Source organism: Neiella litorisoli (assembly GCF_014773395.1).
Classification (GTDB): Bacteria; Pseudomonadota; Gammaproteobacteria; order Enterobacterales; family Neiellaceae; genus Neiella; species Neiella litorisoli.
The window spans coordinates 34,383-50,965 of the sequence record NZ_JACXAF010000008.1 but is presented as its reverse complement, the minus strand read 5'-3'; the positions used below and the strand labels follow the sequence as shown (position 1 = coordinate 50,965).

Annotated in this window: 16 protein-coding genes; 10 read left to right on the top strand and 6 right to left on the bottom strand. The window is 49.2% G+C overall.

Annotation, left to right across the window (positions count from 1 at the left end):
- Nucleotides 1-35: 35 nt before the first annotated feature.
- Nucleotides 36-473 carry a type II toxin-antitoxin system RatA family toxin gene (locus IC617_RS07440; protein WP_191144359.1) on the top strand — a complete coding sequence of 146 codons (438 nt, stop codon included), beginning with the start codon at nucleotides 36-38 and terminating at the stop codon, nucleotides 471-473.
- Nucleotides 460-825 (top strand): RnfH family protein, encoded by a 366-nt coding sequence (locus IC617_RS07435; RefSeq protein WP_224745870.1) that lies wholly within the window; start codon nucleotides 460-462, stop codon nucleotides 823-825. Before IC617_RS07440 ends, IC617_RS07435 begins: the two co-directional genes overlap by 14 nt.
- Here IC617_RS07435 and bamE read toward each other — a convergent pair.
- The 3 genes from bamE to nadK form a co-directional block, all read right to left on the bottom strand.
- Nucleotides 822-1,520 carry an outer membrane protein assembly factor BamE domain-containing protein gene (bamE, locus tag IC617_RS07430; RefSeq protein ID WP_191144358.1) on the bottom strand — a complete coding sequence of 233 codons (699 nt, stop codon included), beginning with the start codon at nucleotides 1,518-1,520 and terminating at the stop codon, nucleotides 822-824. The two genes, IC617_RS07435 and bamE, sit on opposite strands and share 4 nt — an antisense overlap.
- Nucleotides 1,521-1,623: 103 nt before the next feature.
- Nucleotides 1,624-3,288: a DNA repair protein RecN gene (gene recN / locus IC617_RS07425; RefSeq protein ID WP_191144357.1), complete on the bottom strand. Its 1,665-nt coding sequence runs from the start codon at nucleotides 3,286-3,288 to the stop codon at nucleotides 1,624-1,626.
- A gap of 84 nt (nucleotides 3,289-3,372) precedes the next feature.
- Nucleotides 3,373-4,254 carry an NAD(+) kinase gene (gene nadK / locus IC617_RS07420; protein ID WP_191144356.1) on the bottom strand — a complete coding sequence of 294 codons (882 nt, stop codon included), beginning with the start codon at nucleotides 4,252-4,254 and terminating at the stop codon, nucleotides 3,373-3,375.
- Between the two features lie 144 nt (nucleotides 4,255-4,398).
- On the opposite strand from nadK, the gene hrcA reads away from it, so the two are divergent.
- Nucleotides 4,399-5,418 (top strand): heat-inducible transcriptional repressor HrcA, encoded by a 1,020-nt coding sequence (gene hrcA / locus IC617_RS07415; protein WP_191144355.1) that lies wholly within the window; start codon nucleotides 4,399-4,401, stop codon nucleotides 5,416-5,418.
- Between the two features lie 104 nt (nucleotides 5,419-5,522).
- Complete coding sequence (gene grpE, locus IC617_RS07410) at nucleotides 5,523-6,131, top strand: nucleotide exchange factor GrpE (RefSeq protein WP_191144354.1); 609 nt, start codon at nucleotides 5,523-5,525, stop codon at nucleotides 6,129-6,131.
- Between the two features lie 74 nt (nucleotides 6,132-6,205).
- On the opposite strand, the gene IC617_RS07405 is transcribed toward grpE, so the two are convergent.
- Complete coding sequence (locus IC617_RS07405; protein WP_191144353.1) at nucleotides 6,206-6,400, bottom strand: DUF4250 domain-containing protein; 195 nt, start codon at nucleotides 6,398-6,400, stop codon at nucleotides 6,206-6,208.
- A gap of 174 nt (nucleotides 6,401-6,574) precedes the next feature.
- Here IC617_RS07405 and IC617_RS07400 point away from each other — a divergent pair, with 174 nt between their 5' ends.
- The 3 genes from IC617_RS07400 to dnaJ all read left to right on the top strand — a co-directional run bounded on the left by IC617_RS07400 (nucleotide 6,575) and on the right by dnaJ (nucleotide 10,141).
- On the top strand, nucleotides 6,575-6,802 hold the full coding sequence (locus IC617_RS07400) for a DUF1653 domain-containing protein (RefSeq protein ID WP_191144352.1): 228 nt from the start codon (nucleotides 6,575-6,577) through the stop codon (nucleotides 6,800-6,802).
- Nucleotides 6,803-7,006: 204 nt separating this feature from the next.
- Nucleotides 7,007-8,932: a molecular chaperone DnaK gene (gene dnaK / locus IC617_RS07395; protein WP_191144351.1), complete on the top strand. Its 1,926-nt coding sequence runs from the start codon at nucleotides 7,007-7,009 to the stop codon at nucleotides 8,930-8,932.
- Between the two features lie 87 nt (nucleotides 8,933-9,019).
- Complete coding sequence (gene dnaJ / locus IC617_RS07390) at nucleotides 9,020-10,141, top strand: molecular chaperone DnaJ (protein ID WP_191144350.1); 1,122 nt, start codon at nucleotides 9,020-9,022, stop codon at nucleotides 10,139-10,141.
- A 72-nt stretch (nucleotides 10,142-10,213) separates the two neighbouring features.
- On the opposite strand, the gene sodB is transcribed toward dnaJ, so the two are convergent.
- Entirely contained in the window at nucleotides 10,214-10,795 is a 582-nt protein-coding gene (gene sodB / locus IC617_RS07385) for a superoxide dismutase [Fe] (RefSeq protein ID WP_191144349.1), read from the bottom strand.
- A 228-nt stretch (nucleotides 10,796-11,023) separates the two neighbouring features.
- Between sodB and IC617_RS07380 the strand changes: the two genes are divergently transcribed.
- Together IC617_RS07380 and IC617_RS07375 are read left to right on the top strand one after the other, a co-directional pair.
- Complete coding sequence (locus IC617_RS07380; RefSeq protein ID WP_191144348.1) at nucleotides 11,024-11,374, top strand: Grx4 family monothiol glutaredoxin; 351 nt, start codon at nucleotides 11,024-11,026, stop codon at nucleotides 11,372-11,374.
- Nucleotides 11,375-11,433: 59 nt separating this feature from the next.
- On the top strand, nucleotides 11,434-12,039 hold the full coding sequence (locus IC617_RS07375) for a peroxiredoxin (protein ID WP_191144347.1): 606 nt from the start codon (nucleotides 11,434-11,436) through the stop codon (nucleotides 12,037-12,039).
- Nucleotides 12,040-12,291: 252 nt separating this feature from the next.
- Here the strand turns inward: IC617_RS07375 and astB are convergent, their stop codons facing one another.
- Nucleotides 12,292-13,632, bottom strand: a complete 1,341-nt coding sequence (gene astB, locus IC617_RS07370) for an N-succinylarginine dihydrolase (protein WP_191144346.1) — start codon at nucleotides 13,630-13,632, stop codon at nucleotides 12,292-12,294.
- Between the two features lie 285 nt (nucleotides 13,633-13,917).
- Here astB and topA point away from each other — a divergent pair, with 285 nt between their 5' ends.
- Entirely contained in the window at nucleotides 13,918-16,572 is a 2,655-nt protein-coding gene (topA, locus tag IC617_RS07365) for a type I DNA topoisomerase (protein WP_191144345.1), read from the top strand.
- Nucleotides 16,573-16,583 lie beyond the last annotated feature (11 nt).

Genomic DNA, 16,583 nt, shown 5'->3' with positions numbered 1-16,583 from the left:
TACACTCTGAAAAATTTTTATCTGAGAGAATATTTGTGGCAAAGGTTGATCGATTTGCACTGGTTGGTTTTAGTGCGCAACAGATGTTTGACTTAGTAAATGACGTTGCTTCGTACCCAGAATTTTTGCCAGGCTGTGCCGAGAGTAAGCTGCTTGATAGTTCGTCCGAGCACATGAAAGCATCGCTCAAAGTTGCCAAAGGTGGCATCAGTAAATGGTTCACCACCCATAACGCTTTGGTTGCGCCACAAGCCATTCATATGGAGCTTGTTGAAGGTCCGTTTAAAAAGCTGCAAGGCTTGTGGGAGTTTACGGAATTAGCCGAAGATGCGTGTCGGGTGAGTCTGAAGCTCGATTTCGAGTTTTCCAGCGGTCTGTTGGGAGCGGCATTTAATAAGATCTTCCATCAGCTTGCTAGCAATATGGTACAAGCCTTTGTTACTCGCGCTCAGGAGGTTTATGGTGAGTGCTGAAATCAATATTGAAATCGCATATGCCTTGCCGCAAAAACAGACCTTGCTGAGTCTCGCCGTTGCCGTAGAAACCACGGTTGAAGAAGCTATACGGCAATCAGGCGTGCTCGACATGCATCCGGAAATTGATTTTGACAAAGTCAATAAGGTTGGTATTTGGAGTCGTGCTTGTAAGCTGTCATCGCCATTAAAAGAGGGCGATCGAATTGAAATTTATCGAGCGTTGATTGCCGATCCAAAGGAAGTTCGAAAACGTCGGGCGGCGAAAGCAAAAGAAGAAGGACGGGCTGATAAGGTCACCGGCGGACGAGTCAATGCCCGTCGCGCCAGTGAAACTGCTGCAGACACTTAAGCCGGCGGCAGCTTGGTAATAATGGGTTTGGTTTTAGTGAGCTCGGCAATTAGTTCGAGTTTTTCTTCTAACGCCTCTTTGCTGTGTGCGACTTCGGCAAACACAGAGACAACTTCACCCGGCTCAGCTTCCAACGGACGTAAGTTCACTTCATAACCTGCTTGTTCTAGCTGGAACTGCAAACGCTTAACGTTTTGTGGGTTACCAAACTCGCCAACTTTAATTGCCCAAACCTCTGGGCCATTGTGTTTCACAGGCTGTTCGCTCACTTCGGGAGTTACCGCAGCCGCTGCAACTTCAGCATCCTGTTGGAAATCAGGAATATCTTCTTCTACTGGAATATGGAAGTTCTCGTGTAGCTGGTAATCGCCAGTTACTTCGATTAAATGCTCGGTTTCATCGAATTTAGCAACGAGGTGCTTGGCGATAACCGAACCATCACGACCACTTTTAAAGCGGTAAACGTAACTCCACGTGTTGGGATCGAAGGCGTTATTAGCCATTGGTGTGCCCAATACGAACAGCACTTGATCCTTATTCATACCAACGCGCAATTTTTCTACTTGTCGTTCGTCAATGTAGTTCCCTTGGGGAATATCGATTTTGTAGACAAGATTGCTGAAATAAGAACAGCCCGACAGCGTTAGCAAACTAAGAGCAATAAAGGCGGCTTTTAACATTCGAAGTAACGACATTTAGTTAACACAAAGATGGCGAGCATCATACCGAGTTGATGACGCCTAGTACACCGTCGCTTTAGCATTCTTATCACATTGCCAACATTGGCAAAGTGATTGGCTAAGCTTCGAGCAATAACTCCTGCGCATTGGCCAATGTTCGTTCGGTGATTTGTTCACCACCAAGCAGCCGCGCTAGCTCTCTGATCCGAGACTTCTTGTCCAATAGCGTGACTCGCGTTTCGGTAGAGCTTTGCTCAATCAGCTTATCGACGAACAGCTGCTGATGACCATTGGCTGCGACTTGTGGTAAATGCGTGACACAAATGACTTGGCTTTTGCTACCTAGGCTACGCAACATACGGCCCACAACAGATGCTGTTGGGCCACTGATGCCGACATCGACTTCATCAAACACCAGCGTTGGGGTGGATTGCGTGGTGTGAGTTACCACCTGAATGGCCAAGCCAATCCGTGATAATTCGCCGCCCGAAGCTACTTTAGCTAGTTCGCCGGGCGCTTGACCTGGGTTGGTACTAACCAGTAGTTGAATGGTATCGGCGCCTTGAGCGGAAGGCTTTGCTGGCGATATCGCAAATTCAATCAAAGTGTGGGGCATATTCATCTGCTGCACTTCGGCAACAATCGCCTTGCTGAGTTGCTGGCCAGCTTCGATACGTGCCGCTGATAGTTGGTGAGCAACGGCGAGGTATTCTTGCTCTGCTTGTTGCATGGTTTGCTGCAATTGCTCGAGCTGCTGTTCTGGATTATCTAGCTGGGCCAATTCCGTAGTCAGCTGTTGGTGGCAGCTAGCCAGTTGTTCGGGTTGAATCTGGTGTTTGCGGCTGAGGCTCAGCCATTGTTCTAGGCGCTGTTCGACCTCTTGAGTGCGCTGCGGATCACTTTCTAAGGTGGCAGCGTAATGCTCAAGCTCACTGGCCGCTTCTTCGAGTTGGATCCGTGCTTCAGCTAATAGTGCCAGTGTCGGTTGCAGGTTGGCATCGGCTTCGCTTGCTCGGATTAATTGCTGCTGTACCTGATGCAACATCGATAACACATTATCCTGCTCTGACTCGGATAGGATTTGCTGGCTAGTGTGGCAGCTGGCCATGAGCTCGACAGCATTTGCTAAGAGCTTAAATTCCAACTCTAGTTGTTCAAACTCACCATCATTCGGATTGAATTCGTCGAGTTCAGACACTTGGTAGCGAAGCAACTGCAAGCGATCATGAGTGGCTTGTTGCTGCGCTGTTGCTTGCTCAAAAGCTTTCTGGCTTTGTTGCCAGTGACGATAAGCGCTAGCCACTTGCGCAAGTAGCGAATCATTGCCAGCAAAACGGTCGAGTAAATCTTGTTGTCGTTCGTTTTTTAGTAAATCAAGGTGGGCGTGCTGACCGTGTATATTAATCAGCATCGACCCCAAGCTTTTTAATTGATGGGCAGGAACGGGATAACCGTTGATATAGCCGCGCGAACGGCCATCTTTGGTGATGGTCCGACGAATAATGCACTCGTCGGCCTCTTCGCCAGCTAAATCTTGTTGTTGCAGCCATAAGCTGGCTTCAGGCATTTGGCGCAAATCAAAGCTTGCTGAAATATCGGTTTTTGCGGCGCCAGAGCGAACCATGCCTGCTTCTGCTCGGCAACCCATGCACAAACTCAATGCATCCAGTGCAATTGACTTACCGGCTCCAGTTTCGCCGGTAATGGTCGTCATGCCGGCTCTCCAATCAAGTGTCAGCTTTGATACGACGGCAAAGTTTTGAATGGTTAATTGCTGCAACATAATAACACTGTATAATTACTGTATAAGTATGTTTATTTATACAGTGTTTTGCTGTTGGTGCAAGTTTTTTGATCGAAATTTGCGCTAGAAAAGTTTGCTGGCCCAGCCGAGTTTTGAGCGCAATACTTCGTAGTAGTTGTAGCAGGGCGGGTGAACCAAGCGCAGTCGGTGCTTCGCTTTACGAATAATGATCTCATCACCAGGCATAACCGCTAAGGTGACGTGGCCATCGCAGCTGATCATCAGATCGTCGTCGTTCTCATCCAGTACTCTGAGTTTCACTTCGCTGTCCGCTTTAATCACGATCGGACGGGCACTCAAAGTGTGCGGGAACATGGGCAGTAAGCACATCGCATCTAAATCCTGAGTGAGGATCGGGCCGCCGCCAGAGAGCGAATATGCAGTGGAGCCGGTTGGTGTTGACACAATCAAGCCGTCAGCTCGCTGCTGAAACACAAAATCATCATCAACGGCCACTTCAAAGGCGATCATGTGGGCGATTTTACCAGGGTGAAGCACTGCTTCATTGACGGCGGTGTTGGCGCTTTTTAGTTGGCCATGACGATAGACTTCGGTATTGAGCAAGAAGCGATATTCAGTTTTGTACCGGCCCTGCAACACGTCGAGTAGAGGTTGTTCAAAGTTATCTGGGCTTAAATCGGTGAGGAATCCTAAGTTGCCGCGATTCACCCCAATCACTGCCACTTTGTATCGGGACAACACCCGCGCGGCGCCGAGCATGTTGCCATCGCCACCCACCACAATCGCCAAATCGGCCTGTTCACCCAATTCATTCAAAGGAGCGGTTGGGTAATCACAACCAATGGACTTGGCGAGTCTTTCTTCAATAACAACGGCTTGCTTGATGCGAGCCATCAAGTCAAGCAGAGCCAGCACCGTTTCGTTGGCGCCTTGATGGTCGGGTTTACCAATAATCGCAACTTTGTTGAATACCGAGGTTGTCATGACAGATCCGCTATTTAGGAGTTGGTATTGCTGTCGTTGATCACAATAAAATGCCCGTAGTGATCGAACAAGTTCCGGACAGGCTTGAAATTATGTCATGTTATTCGCATATCAAACAGAGATGTTTTTGATGGTATTGGCGTTATGACTCAACTCAATCATCGAGCGCAGGAAGTTCTTCAGCGATTAATTGAAGAGTTTATTCGTTGTGGTTCACCTGTGGGCTCGAAGGCGTTGACATCGTGTGGCGCGATTAAAGCGAGCGCGGCAACGGTTCGCAACGTGATGTCAAAACTAGAGCACATGGGCTACTTGATGTCGCCCCACACCTCGGCCGGTAGAGTACCAACAGAAGATGGCTTGCGTCTTTTTGTCGACACCATGTTATCGGTACGCAAAACAGAGCAATGGCAAGTGCCATTGCAAAAGCAACTCGACTTATCAATGCCGACCCAACAGCTGTGTCGCAGCGCCAGTGACATGCTCGCCGAGCTGACCCAACTGACTGGTTTTGTGGTGCTGCCAAAAGCGGGCGCTGCGCGGCTGATGCAAATTGAATTGGTGGCGCTTGGCGCAGGGCGGGTATTGGCGGTGCTGGTGTCAGAAGACGGCTCCGTTCACAACCGTATTTTGCAACTAAGCCAAGAGCTAACGGCTGATTGTTTGCGCCGAATGACGCAACAGCTGAACCAATTGCTGCCCAATCATTCATTGAGCGATATTCAATCGCATCTGAATCAATGGCTAGACGTTGAAGAGGCGGCCATTGCGGTCGGCCAGCAGGCGTTGGCATTGGCTGACCAACAACAAAGCACTAAACGCTGGCATGTTGCTGGAGAAGAGCATTTGTTAGATCCGGCGATTGCCGACGATATTACGCAAATTCGCAGTGTTTTCGATGGTGTTTTGCAAGCCGGAGACTTACTGAATTTGATTGATTCTTGCCTAGATAGCGACGGTGTTCAGCTGTTTATCGGCAAAGAGAGCGGTATCGACTTTTTGTCGTCTTGCTCTGTGGTGAGCTCTCCGTATCAGGTCGATGGTGAAGTGGTCGGCGCGCTGGCTGTGATTGGGCCAATGCGGATGGACTACAGCAAAGTCATTCCGATGGTTGATGTGACCGCAAAGATGTTATCTATGGCGCTGAATAAAAGCCATGGTTAGCACCTGAGTTGTGATCGATTTGAATCCAATGCTTGAAACCAGAAAAGCAATCCCCATAATTAGCCCAACTGAAGATTTAACCTGATTTATCGTCTGGAGTTGTAATGGCTGATCAAGAGCAAACCAACAAGCCTGAACAAGAGCAAGTTGAGCTGGAACAAGCGACCGAAGCTGAAACTGTTGAACCTCAAGCCGCAGAACAAGAAGCGGAACAAGTCGAAGTCGAGACTGCCGAAGATCGTCTACTAGCCCTTGAGAAAGAGTTAGCAGCCGCCAAAGCAACGATTGCTCAGCAGCAAGACTCGGTAGTCCGCGCTGCCGCTGAAGTAGATAACATTCGTCGCCGTGCCGCGATGGATGTCGATAAAGCCCACAAATTCGCCCTAGAAAAATTCGTCAACGAATTACTGCCCGTGATGGACAATATGGAGCGTGCACTTTTGGTTGCCGATCGCTCACAAGAAGCGCTGGCGCCGATGATCGAAGGGGTTGAAATGACCCTAAAGAGCTTTGTTGATGCAGTGTCTAAGTTTGGCGTTGAAGTGATTGATCCACAGGGTGAACCGTTCAACCCAGAATTACATCAAGCGATGTCGATGCAAGAAAATGCCGAACTTGAGCCAAATACAGTGATGGCGGTGATGCAAAAAGGCTACAGCCTCAACGGTCGTTTGATCCGCGCTGCTATGGTGATGGTGAGTAAAGGCGCGTAAGCCACCCTCAGCAATATTCTGACTAAGCCACCTTCGGGTGGTTTTTTTGTGTGGCCACGCTCGCAGTCGGCGGCTTAGCGGAATTGATTGCTGTCGGGGTAGTATTCCATATCAATTGAATGGAGTTTTTGTTGTAACGCTTGGCAGTCAATATCGCAGGCGTTACAGAGGTTATTTAAATCGCTGTATTCGTTTCTGAGCTTCATGTTGACCACACTCAACAGCATGAAGGCATCCATGGTGTCGAGCATTTTATTTGACAGCTGCATAGTCCCTCCTTGGTCTTGGCAATAAAGAATAGCAGCTGTTTTTTATTGCTCCTAGTAACTGCCTGTTTTATTCGAAATCTTTTCGAATCGGGCGATAATTAGTTGGCTAAAACGCGATTGCAACGACAGAATGGCACCTATTCTGAACACTCCAAAAAATAAGAGGATCCCCAAATGACCGATTTACACGTCAAGCGTGGCAAATACCAACACTATAAAGGGGGCGAGTACCACGTTTTGGATTTAGTAACGCACAGTGAAACCGAAGAGAAGATGGTGCTCTATCGGCCATTGTATGGCGACAAGCAATTGTGGGTCCGGCCCTATGATATGTTTTTTGAGACCATCGAAATTGATGGTGAAGTGATTGAGCGATTCCGTTATTTAGGGCCGTTGGATTAGCTTGAGTCGCGCTGTATGTTGGCTAAATCGCCGACATGGCGCTGTAAAAATGTTCGTTGAGCGTCAGCCGATGCGAGCTTTTCAGACAAACCCATCAAAAAAATGTCACTTTTTTTTATCACGCCGCTTGAAAAGGAATTGCTTGCCCCTATCTATCAGTCAACAGACAAAATGAAGTAAACCATTTTTTGGAGATTGACCACTATGGGCAAGATCATCGGTATCGACCTCGGTACAACTAACTCTTGTGTCGCTGTATTAGACGGCGACAAGCCACGCGTCATTGAGAACGCGGAAGGCGATCGCACAACCCCATCGATTATCGGCTACACCGAAGACGGTGAAGTATTGGTTGGTCAGGCTGCTAAACGTCAAGCCGTCACTAACCCTACTAATACTCTGTTTGCCATCAAGCGTTTGATTGGCCGCCGTTATGAAGACAAAGAAGTGCAGCGTGATATTGACATCATGCCGTACAAAATTGTCAAAGCGGACAACGGTGATGCTTGGGTTCAAGTCCGCGATGAGAAAATGGCGGCACCTCAGGTTTCTGCAGAAGTTTTGAAGAAAATGAAGAAAACTGCAGAAGACTTCCTTGGTGAAAAAGTGACTGGTGCGGTGATCACTGTTCCTGCTTACTTTAACGACTCACAACGTCAGGCAACCAAAGATGCTGGCCGCATCGCGGGCTTGGAAGTGAAGCGTATCATCAACGAACCAACTGCTGCTGCCTTGGCTTATGGCATGGACAAGAAGCAAGGCGACAACATCATCGCTGTTTACGATTTGGGTGGTGGTACCTTCGATATTTCAATCATCGAAATCGATGAAGTTGATGGCGAGCACACGTTCGAAGTACTGGCAACCAATGGTGATACTCACCTTGGTGGTGAAGACTTTGATAACCGCGTCATTAACTACTTGGTTGATGAGTTTAAGAAAGAGCAGGGCGTTGACTTGCGCAACGATCCTCTGGCGATGCAGCGTCTGAAAGAAGCCGGTGAGAAAGCCAAGATTGAACTGTCTTCAGCACAAAATACTGAGGTGAACTTACCTTATATTACTGCTGATGCGTCTGGTCCAAAACACATGGCGATCAAATTGACTCGCGCCAAGCTGGAGTCATTGGTTGAAGACTTGGTGAAGCGCTCATTGGAGCCGTTGAAGATTGCTTTGGCTGATGCCGACCTGTCTGTCAGCGAGATAAATGATGTGATTCTGGTTGGTGGTCAAACACGTATGCCAGCTGTTCAGAAAGCGGTCACTGACTTCTTTGGCAAAGAGCCACGTAAAGACGTCAACCCAGACGAAGCGGTAGCGCTGGGTGCATCGGTGCAAGGTGGTGTATTGGCCGGTGAAGTGAAAGATGTGTTGTTGTTAGATGTCACGCCGCTGAGCTTAGGTATCGAAACGATGGGTGGCGTAATGACTTCGGTTATTACCAAGAACACCACGATTCCAACGAAAGAAAGCCAGACCTTCTCTACCGCAGAAGATAACCAAGCAGCGGTGACGATTCACGTACTGCAAGGTGAGCGTAAGCAAGCGAGCCTGAATAAGTCGTTGGGTCAGTTCAACCTTGAAGGTATTCAGCCTGCGCCACGCGGTATGCCACAGATTGAAGTGACTTTTGACCTTGATGCCGACGGTATTCTTCATGTCTCTGCAAAAGACAAGAACACTGGCCAAGAGCAAAAAATTACCATTAAGTCCTCTTCTGGTTTGAGCGATGATGAAATCGACCAAATGGTACGTGATGCCGAAGCGCACGCGGAAGAAGACAAGAAGTTTGAAGAGCTAGCGCAAGCGCGTAACCAAGCAGACGCATTGGTTCACGGTACCCGTAAGCAAGTGGAAGAAGCCGGTGATGATTTGCCAGCAGAAGACAAAGAGAAGATCGAAGCGGCTGTTGCTGAGCTAGAAACTGCTGCTAAGTCTGGTACCAAAGATGACATCGATGCTAAAACTCAAGCGCTGATGGAAGCTTCTGCCAAACTGATGGAAATTGCTCAGGCCAAAGCACAAGCACAACAAGGTGCCGCAGGTGGCGAGCCTCAGCAAGAGCAAGCACAACCTCAAGATGACGTGGTTGATGCTGAATTCGAAGAAGTAAAAGACGACAAAAAATAAGCGTCCTTTCTTTCGATAAGTAATTCGCGCGGGCGTTTGTGGAAGCAATCGCCCGCGTTGGTGTTTTAAAGAAGGCTGTAGCGAAACATGTCAAAACGAGATTATTACGAAGTGCTGGGTGTGGGGCGGGACGCCTCAGACCGTGACATTAAAAAAGCCTACAAGCGGCTGGCGATGAAGTACCACCCGGACCGTAATGCCGGTGATGCCGCTGCGGAAGAAAAGTTTAAAGAGCTTAAAGAAGCGTACGAAGTTCTCTCTGATCCGCAGAAGAAAGGCGCATATGACCAATATGGTCATGCCGCTTTTGAACAAGGTCAGGGCGGCTTTGGTGGTGCTGGCGGCGCCGACTTTGGCGACATCTTCGGCGACGTTTTTGGCGATATCTTTGGTGGTGGCGGTGGACGCCGTCGCGGTCCTCAACGTGGCGCCGATCTGCGCTACAACATGGAGCTGACTCTCGAAGAAGCGGTTAAAGGCGTTAAGAAAGAAATTAAGATCCCAAGTTGGGAAAGCTGTAATACCTGTGACGGCTCGGGCGCCAAGAAAGGCACCAAAGCAGAGACTTGTGGCACCTGTCATGGTCAAGGCCAGGTGCAAATGCGCCAAGGCTTCTTTGCCGTGCAGCAAACCTGTCCGACCTGTAAAGGTAGCGGCAAGGTGATCAAAGATCCGTGTGGTGACTGTCATGGTCAAGGCCGTAAACAAACCACCAAAACCTTGTCAGTATCGATTCCGGCAGGCGTTGATAGCGGTGACCGCATTCGTCTTGCTGGCGAAGGTGAAGTTGGTGAAACAGGCGCACCAGCGGGTGATCTGTATGTGCAGGTTCATGTCGCTGAACATCCAATTTTCGTTCGCGATGGCAATAACTTGTATTGTGAAGTGCCGATCAGCTTTACCCAGGCCGCATTGGGTGGCGAGATCGAAGTGCCTACCTTAGATGGTCGGGTGAAACTGAAGATCACCGAAGAAACACAAACCGGCCGCATGTTCCGTATGCGCGGCAAGGGCGTGAAATCAGTTCGTGGTGGCGCTGTCGGTGACTTGCTGTGCAAAGTGGTGGTGGAAACGCCAGTTAAGCTGAATGCTCGTCAACGCGAATTGTTGGAAGAGCTGGAAGAATCAATGGGCGGAAAAACGCATCGACCAAAAGCGACAGGCTTTTTTGATGGCGTGAAAAAGTTCTTTGATGATTTAAGTAGTTAATGGCTTAACTGTTTGATAATAAAATAAAAGCCGCCTTTTAAGGCGGCTTTTTTATGTTTGCTTGACTGCGAATTAAGCGAAGTTTTCTGCCGCAAAATCCCAGTTAGCCAGCTTCCAGAACGCTTCCATGTAGCTTGGGCGCAGGTTGCGATAATCGATGTAGTAAGCGTGCTCCCACAAGTCGACAGTCAACAGTGGCGTAACACCTTCTTCGGTCAGCGGCGTCGCTGCGTTTGAAGTGTTGACGATAGCCAGTGAGCCATCAGCTTTTTTCACTAACCAAGTCCAGCTTGAACCGAAGTTGTTGATGGCGCTGTCGGTGAATTTAGCTTTGAATTCTTCAAATGAACCGAATGCTGCATTGATAGCTTCTGCCAATGCACCGGTTGGTTCACCGCCACCATTTGGGCTCAGGCAGTGCCAGTAGAACGTGTGGTTCCAGATTTGAGCTGCGTTGTTGAACACGCCGCCGCTTGATGTTTTAACTACGTCTTCCAGGCTTTTGCCTTCGTACTCAGTCCCTTCAACCAAACCGTTCAGCTTGACCACATAAGTGTTGTGGTGCTTGCCATAGTGATACTCTAAAGTTTCTTTAGAAATCAATGGCTCTAATGCGTCTTTCTCGTACGGTAGGGGGGGTAATTCGAATGCCATATCTCTCGTCTCCATTGGCAGGGTATGATGCCCTTTTTGATGATTTTCTTATACTGACCGTATTCTAACGGGTATTTAAAAAACGAAAAGCTACATTTAGTATTTTTTGAATGTCTCTACCTATCAAACTAATAGGCAAAAACCACTCCAACTGTTGGTTTGATTCGCTACACTAGCTGCGTACAATGTTGCCTCTGAAAGAAATTCTAAGGCTAAAAGAGAACATTTATGGAAACGCTGGACCGTATCAAAAAGCAAATCGCCGAAAACCCAATCCTTCTTTACATGAAGGGCTCGCCAAAATTGCCGAGTTGTGGGTTCTCCTCTCAAGCAGCGCAAGTGCTGATGCAATGTGGAGAGCGCTTTGCTTACGTTGATATTTTGCAAAACCCTGACATTCGCGCAGAGCTCCCTGCCTATGCCAATTGGCCTACCTTCCCACAATTGTGGATTGACGGCGAGCTGATTGGTGGTTGTGACATCATTATCGAGATGTTCCAACAGGGCGAGTTGCAACCAATGATCAAGGAAACTGCGGCAAAATATGCTGATGATGCGAGCGAGTCCGCGTCGGAATAATTGAACATCTGGTAGCTGGCCCAAAAGGGGGCCAGAGCCTCATAAAATGGAGATAAACAATGGCTGTTTTAGTTGGTCGTCCCGCCCCGGATTTTACTGCTGCTGCGGTACTTGGTAACGGTGAAATCGTTGATAGCTTCAACCTGAAAGAGTACATCGCTGGTTCAAAAGCGGTAGTTTTCTTCTACCCACTGGACTTCACTTTCGTTTGTCCTTCTGAGTTGATTGCTTTTGATCACCGTATCGAAGAGTTCGAAAAACGCGGCGTGAAAGTAATCGGTGTATCTATCGATTCTCACTTCTCTCACAACGCTTGGCGTAACACTGCCATCGAAGATGGTGGTATCGGTGCGGTTAAATACCCACTGGTTGCTGATATCAAACACGAAATCTGCCAAGCCTACGATGTTGAGCACCCAGAAGCTGGCGTTGCATTCCGCGGTTCTTTCCTGATCGATGCTGAAGGTAACGTTCGTCACCAAGTCGTAAACGATCTGCCTTTGGGCCGTAACGTTGACGAAATGCTGCGTATGGTTGACGCCCTGAACTTCCACGAGAAAAACGGTGAAGTTTGCCCTGCACAGTGGGAAGAAGGTAAAGAAGGTATGGACGCGTCACCAGAAGGTGTTGCTAAGTACTTGTCTGAAAACGCTGAAGGCCTGTAATTTCGCAGCCCATTTTAAGCGTTAAATAAAAAAACCGGAGCTTAGCTCCGGTTTTTTTGTGGCCGCCGTTTGGCGTTGATGTTAGTTCGGCTAGACGAACAGGGCGATTGGCTTCGCTAGGAAAGGGGCAAGGGGCAATCCGACAAGCATCCGCCGCAGGGAGCGGCGGTTGAGCCATCAGGGATGATTTCACGGCGTCTTGTCGTGTTGATTCTTGCCTCTTTGCTTTTGCTGGAAAACCTGCGTGGTTTGTCAGGCCTGCTGAAACGGGTAAATCGAGCCTAGTTGAAGCAGTTGAGTCAGTTCATCAAGCGCGGTGTTACACTCCTGGACGAACTGCGGATCGGCGAGATCGGCAACATCCACGCGATCGCGGTAATGTTGCTTCACCCACGCTTCTAGGGCACTGATTTTAGTCTCATTCATAACACAGGCTTGGTTAACAGCAGCCTGCTCTTGTTCGCTCAGTACCACACGCAAGCGCAAGCAAGCTGGGCCACCGCCGTTTTGCATGCTCTGTTTCACGTCGATGTATTCAACATGCTGAATTGCGGTGTTTTGTTTTAGTAAGTTAGTCAGATAACGATGGACTGATTCTGTTTGCTGACATTCGGTGGGCGCGATCAACGCCATTTCACCGTTCAAGGTAATTAATTGAGTGTTGAATAAGTAGCTGGCAACAGCATCAGCAACCGGCACTTCTGCGGTCGGAACTTTGATAAATTCCATCTCGCCCAAACCGTCAAAAGCTTGCACTAAGTCGGCTTTTGTTTGTGCTTCATCGGCAAAGGCTAATTCGTGGTAAAACAACGCGTTACCATTGCCAACTGAAATCACATCGTTGTGGAATACGCCGGCATCGATCACGGCTGGATTCTGCTGTGAATAGACGGTGCGATTGGCCGCCAAACCGTGGCGTCTGGCGACAGCTTGACTGGCCTCGAGAGTCTGCCGAGCAGGAAATTTTTGGGGCTGGGGTTTGCTGCTATCAAATGCCGCTTTACCGTAGACAAAAAACTCTACGCCTTCGCTAGCGTAGCCATTGCAAAAACGGGTGTGATTGGCTGCGCCCTCATCGCCAAAATGATCGCTCATTGGCAGTGCGCCGTGATGAACAAAGTGCGCTTGGCTTGGAAAAACACGCTCAAGTAAAGCCGTCGTGAAAGGATGCTCAAGCGAACGGTGAAATTTGTTGACTAGATTGGCGGCACTGAAATGAACCTTGCCATCAGCGGTGTCTGGGCTCGGTGATACGGTTGCCGCATTGGCCGTCCACATCGAAGAAGCAGAAACACAGGCGTTAAAAATGGCTGGTGCTTGTTGCAGCGCTTGGCTCATCACATCCGCATCAGTACCGCTGAATCCGATGGCGCGCAATGCTTGCACATGAGGGCGCTGCTGCGGCGCGAAAACGCCCTGTGGGATGCCCAACGACATCAGTTTGCGCATCTTGGCCAATCCTTGTAACGCGGCTTGTTGTGGATTGGAAGCGGAATTCGCATTGCCCGTTGAGGCGACATTGCCGAAAGATAAACCAGCGTAATTGTGATTTGGACCAACCAGTCCATCAAAATTGTATTCTTGATAGGTCATTACCTAGGAGCCTCTCTTTTGACCTGATGCTGTTCGCGTAATCGGGTGCGGAACTATTTTTTGTTAGAAAAGGCAAGGTCTTCCTTGCTCGAGTAATTGCTCGTTTTACAGGTTTATCTGGGGCGAATCAACTCGGCAAACAGGTTAAAAGATGCAAGTTTAGATGTCATTTGTTGGAGAAAAATTTGCAATGAAAAGTTGACATCCTTGCATCTGGGGCGTTATGCCTCTATATATACGCTTCTTTTTTTGCCACTTATCGTTTGAAGGACAGCAGTAATCTTTATGGGAAAATCGCTGGTCATAGTGGAGTCGCCCGCCAAGGCGAAGACTATTAATAAATACTTAGGCAAGGATTTCATCGTGAAGTCCAGTGTCGGCCATATCCGTGACTTGCCGACAGGCGCGCGGTCATCTTCTTCGACTGCTAATCGCAAACGGACCTCTACTGCGGGAATGTCGCCCGAGCAAAAAGCTAAGCTCAAGAAGCAAAAAGAGCAGGCGGCTCTGGTCACGCGCATGGGCGTCGATCCGAATAAAGGATGGCAAGCCAGTTACGAAGTGCTGCCCGGCAAAGAGAAAGTGGTCAACGAGCTAAAAACACTTGCCGCCAAAGCTGACAACATTTATCTGGCAACGGATTTGGACCGCGAGGGAGAGGCCATTGCCTGGCACTTGCAACAAGTGATCGGTGGCGATCCTGAGCGGTATCAACGGGTGGTATTTAACGAAATTACTAAAACGGCGATCAAAGCGGCATTTGCTAATCCGGCGCACCTCAACACGGATCGGGTGAATGCCCAGCAAGCGCGACGCTTTCTTGATCGGGTCGTCGGTTTTATGGTGTCGCCACTGTTGTGGAAAAAGGTCGCTCGTGGCCTTTCTGCCGGCCGAGTGCAATCGGTTGCGGTGCGCCTAGTGGTTGAGCGAGAGCGTGAAATCAAAGCTTTTACCCCAGAAGAGTTCTGGCGTATTCATGCTGATTTGAGCGTCTCTGGCGAACAGTTCCGCGCCGAGTTACAGCGTTATGCGGGCAAAGCATTTAAAGCGGTTAATGAAGAGCAGGCCAATGCTGCCGTGGCAGCGATTAATGCCTCGTCGTTTGTTGTCGCTGATCGCGAAACGAAACCGAGCCGCTCCCGCCCTTCGGCACCGTTTATTACCTCGACTTTGCAGCAAGCGGCTAGCACTCGTCTTGGTTTTGGCGTCAAGAAAACCATGATGCTGGCGCAGCGTCTTTATGAGGCTGGTCACATTACGTATATGCGTACCGACTCAACTAATTTGAGTCAGCAAGCGGTAGCGGCCTGTCGCGATTACATTGGTGCTAATTTTGGTAGCAACTATTTGCCACAGTCGGCCAATGTCTATGGCAGCAAGGACAATGCGCAAGAAGCTCACGAAGCGATACGGCCTTCTGATGTTAATTTGCTGGCATCGCAACTGTCTGGTGTCGAAAGAGACGCAGAACGCCTCTATGAGCTGATTTGGAAGCAATTTGTTGCCTGCCAGATGGTCCCAGCTGAATACGACGCCACCAAGCTAACGGTGCAAGCCGGCGATTATGAATTCCGCGCTAGTGGCCGCACCCTCAAATTTGATGGTTGGACGCGTGTTTTAGCGCCGCTGGTTCGCAAGGCTGAAGATGAAGTGATCTTACCTGCGGTCACCAAAGGCCAGGCAATTAACAAAGAAAAGTTAGAGCAGAAACAGCACTTTACTAAACCGCCCGCGCGTTTTAGCGAAGCGTCATTGGTAAAAGAGCTTGAAAAGCGCGGCATTGGCCGCCCCTCTACCTACGCCAGCATCATTTCAACCATTCAGGATCGCGGATATGTGCGCCTCGAAGCGCGCCGCTTTTACGCTGAGAAAATGGGCGAAATCGTCACTGATCGACTCATGCAGAACTTTGATGATTTGATGAGTTATGACTTTACGGCGCAGATGGAGAGCACGCTTGATCAGGTCGCTTCTGGTGAACAAAACTGGCTCGATGTGCTGGATGTGTTCTATGCCGATTTCTCGGGCAAATTAGAAACTGCCGAGTTGCCTGCTGAGGAAGGCGGAATGTCAGATAACCAAATGGTGATGACCGACATTCCATGCAGCAAATGTAATCGCCCAATGGGTATTCGTACTGCGCGTACCGGCGTGTTTTTGGGCTGTTCGGGGTATGCCTTGCCGCCAAAAGAGCGCTGCAACAACACCATGAACCTGACGTCTGGCGATGAGGCTGAGTCAGCGCTTGAATCAGAAACTGAGTCGCTGATGGCGAAGGACCGTTGCCCTAAATGTGGCACCGCCATGGACAGCTACTTGATCGACACAGAACGTAAGCTTCACGTCTGTGGTAACAATCCTCGCTGTGATGGTTACATTGTCGAAAAAGGTGAGTTCAAGATTAAAGGTTACGACGGTCCAGTTATTGAATGTGATCGCTGTAGCTCTGATATGCAGTTGCTCAATGGTCGCTTCGGTAAGTACTTTGCCTGCACCAGTGAAACCTGCAAAAACACACGTAAGCTGCTGAAAAATGGTGAGCCAGCGCCACCGAAAGAAGATCCAGTGATGTTGCCCGAATTGCCATGTGAAAAGTCCGATGCACACTTTGTGCTGCGTGATGGCGCTGCAGGGATTTTCTTAGCGGCCAGCACTTTCCCGAAATCGCGGGAAACGCGTGCGCCGCTGGTCGAGGAGTTGGCTCGATTCAGGGATCGCATCTCGCCGAAGTTCTATTACTTAGCCGATGCGCCAGCGAAAGATCCTGATGGCAATCCTGCTCTGGTTCGTTTCAGCCGTAAGAACAAAGAGCAGTATGTGATGTCAGAAGTCGATGGCAAGGCGACAGGGTGGGTGGCGCATTATCGCGATGGTCAGTGGCACCAAGAGCAGACCAAAGCCAAGAAAGCGACTAAAACCACTAAGGCCAAGAAAAAGTAACGGTCATCAAA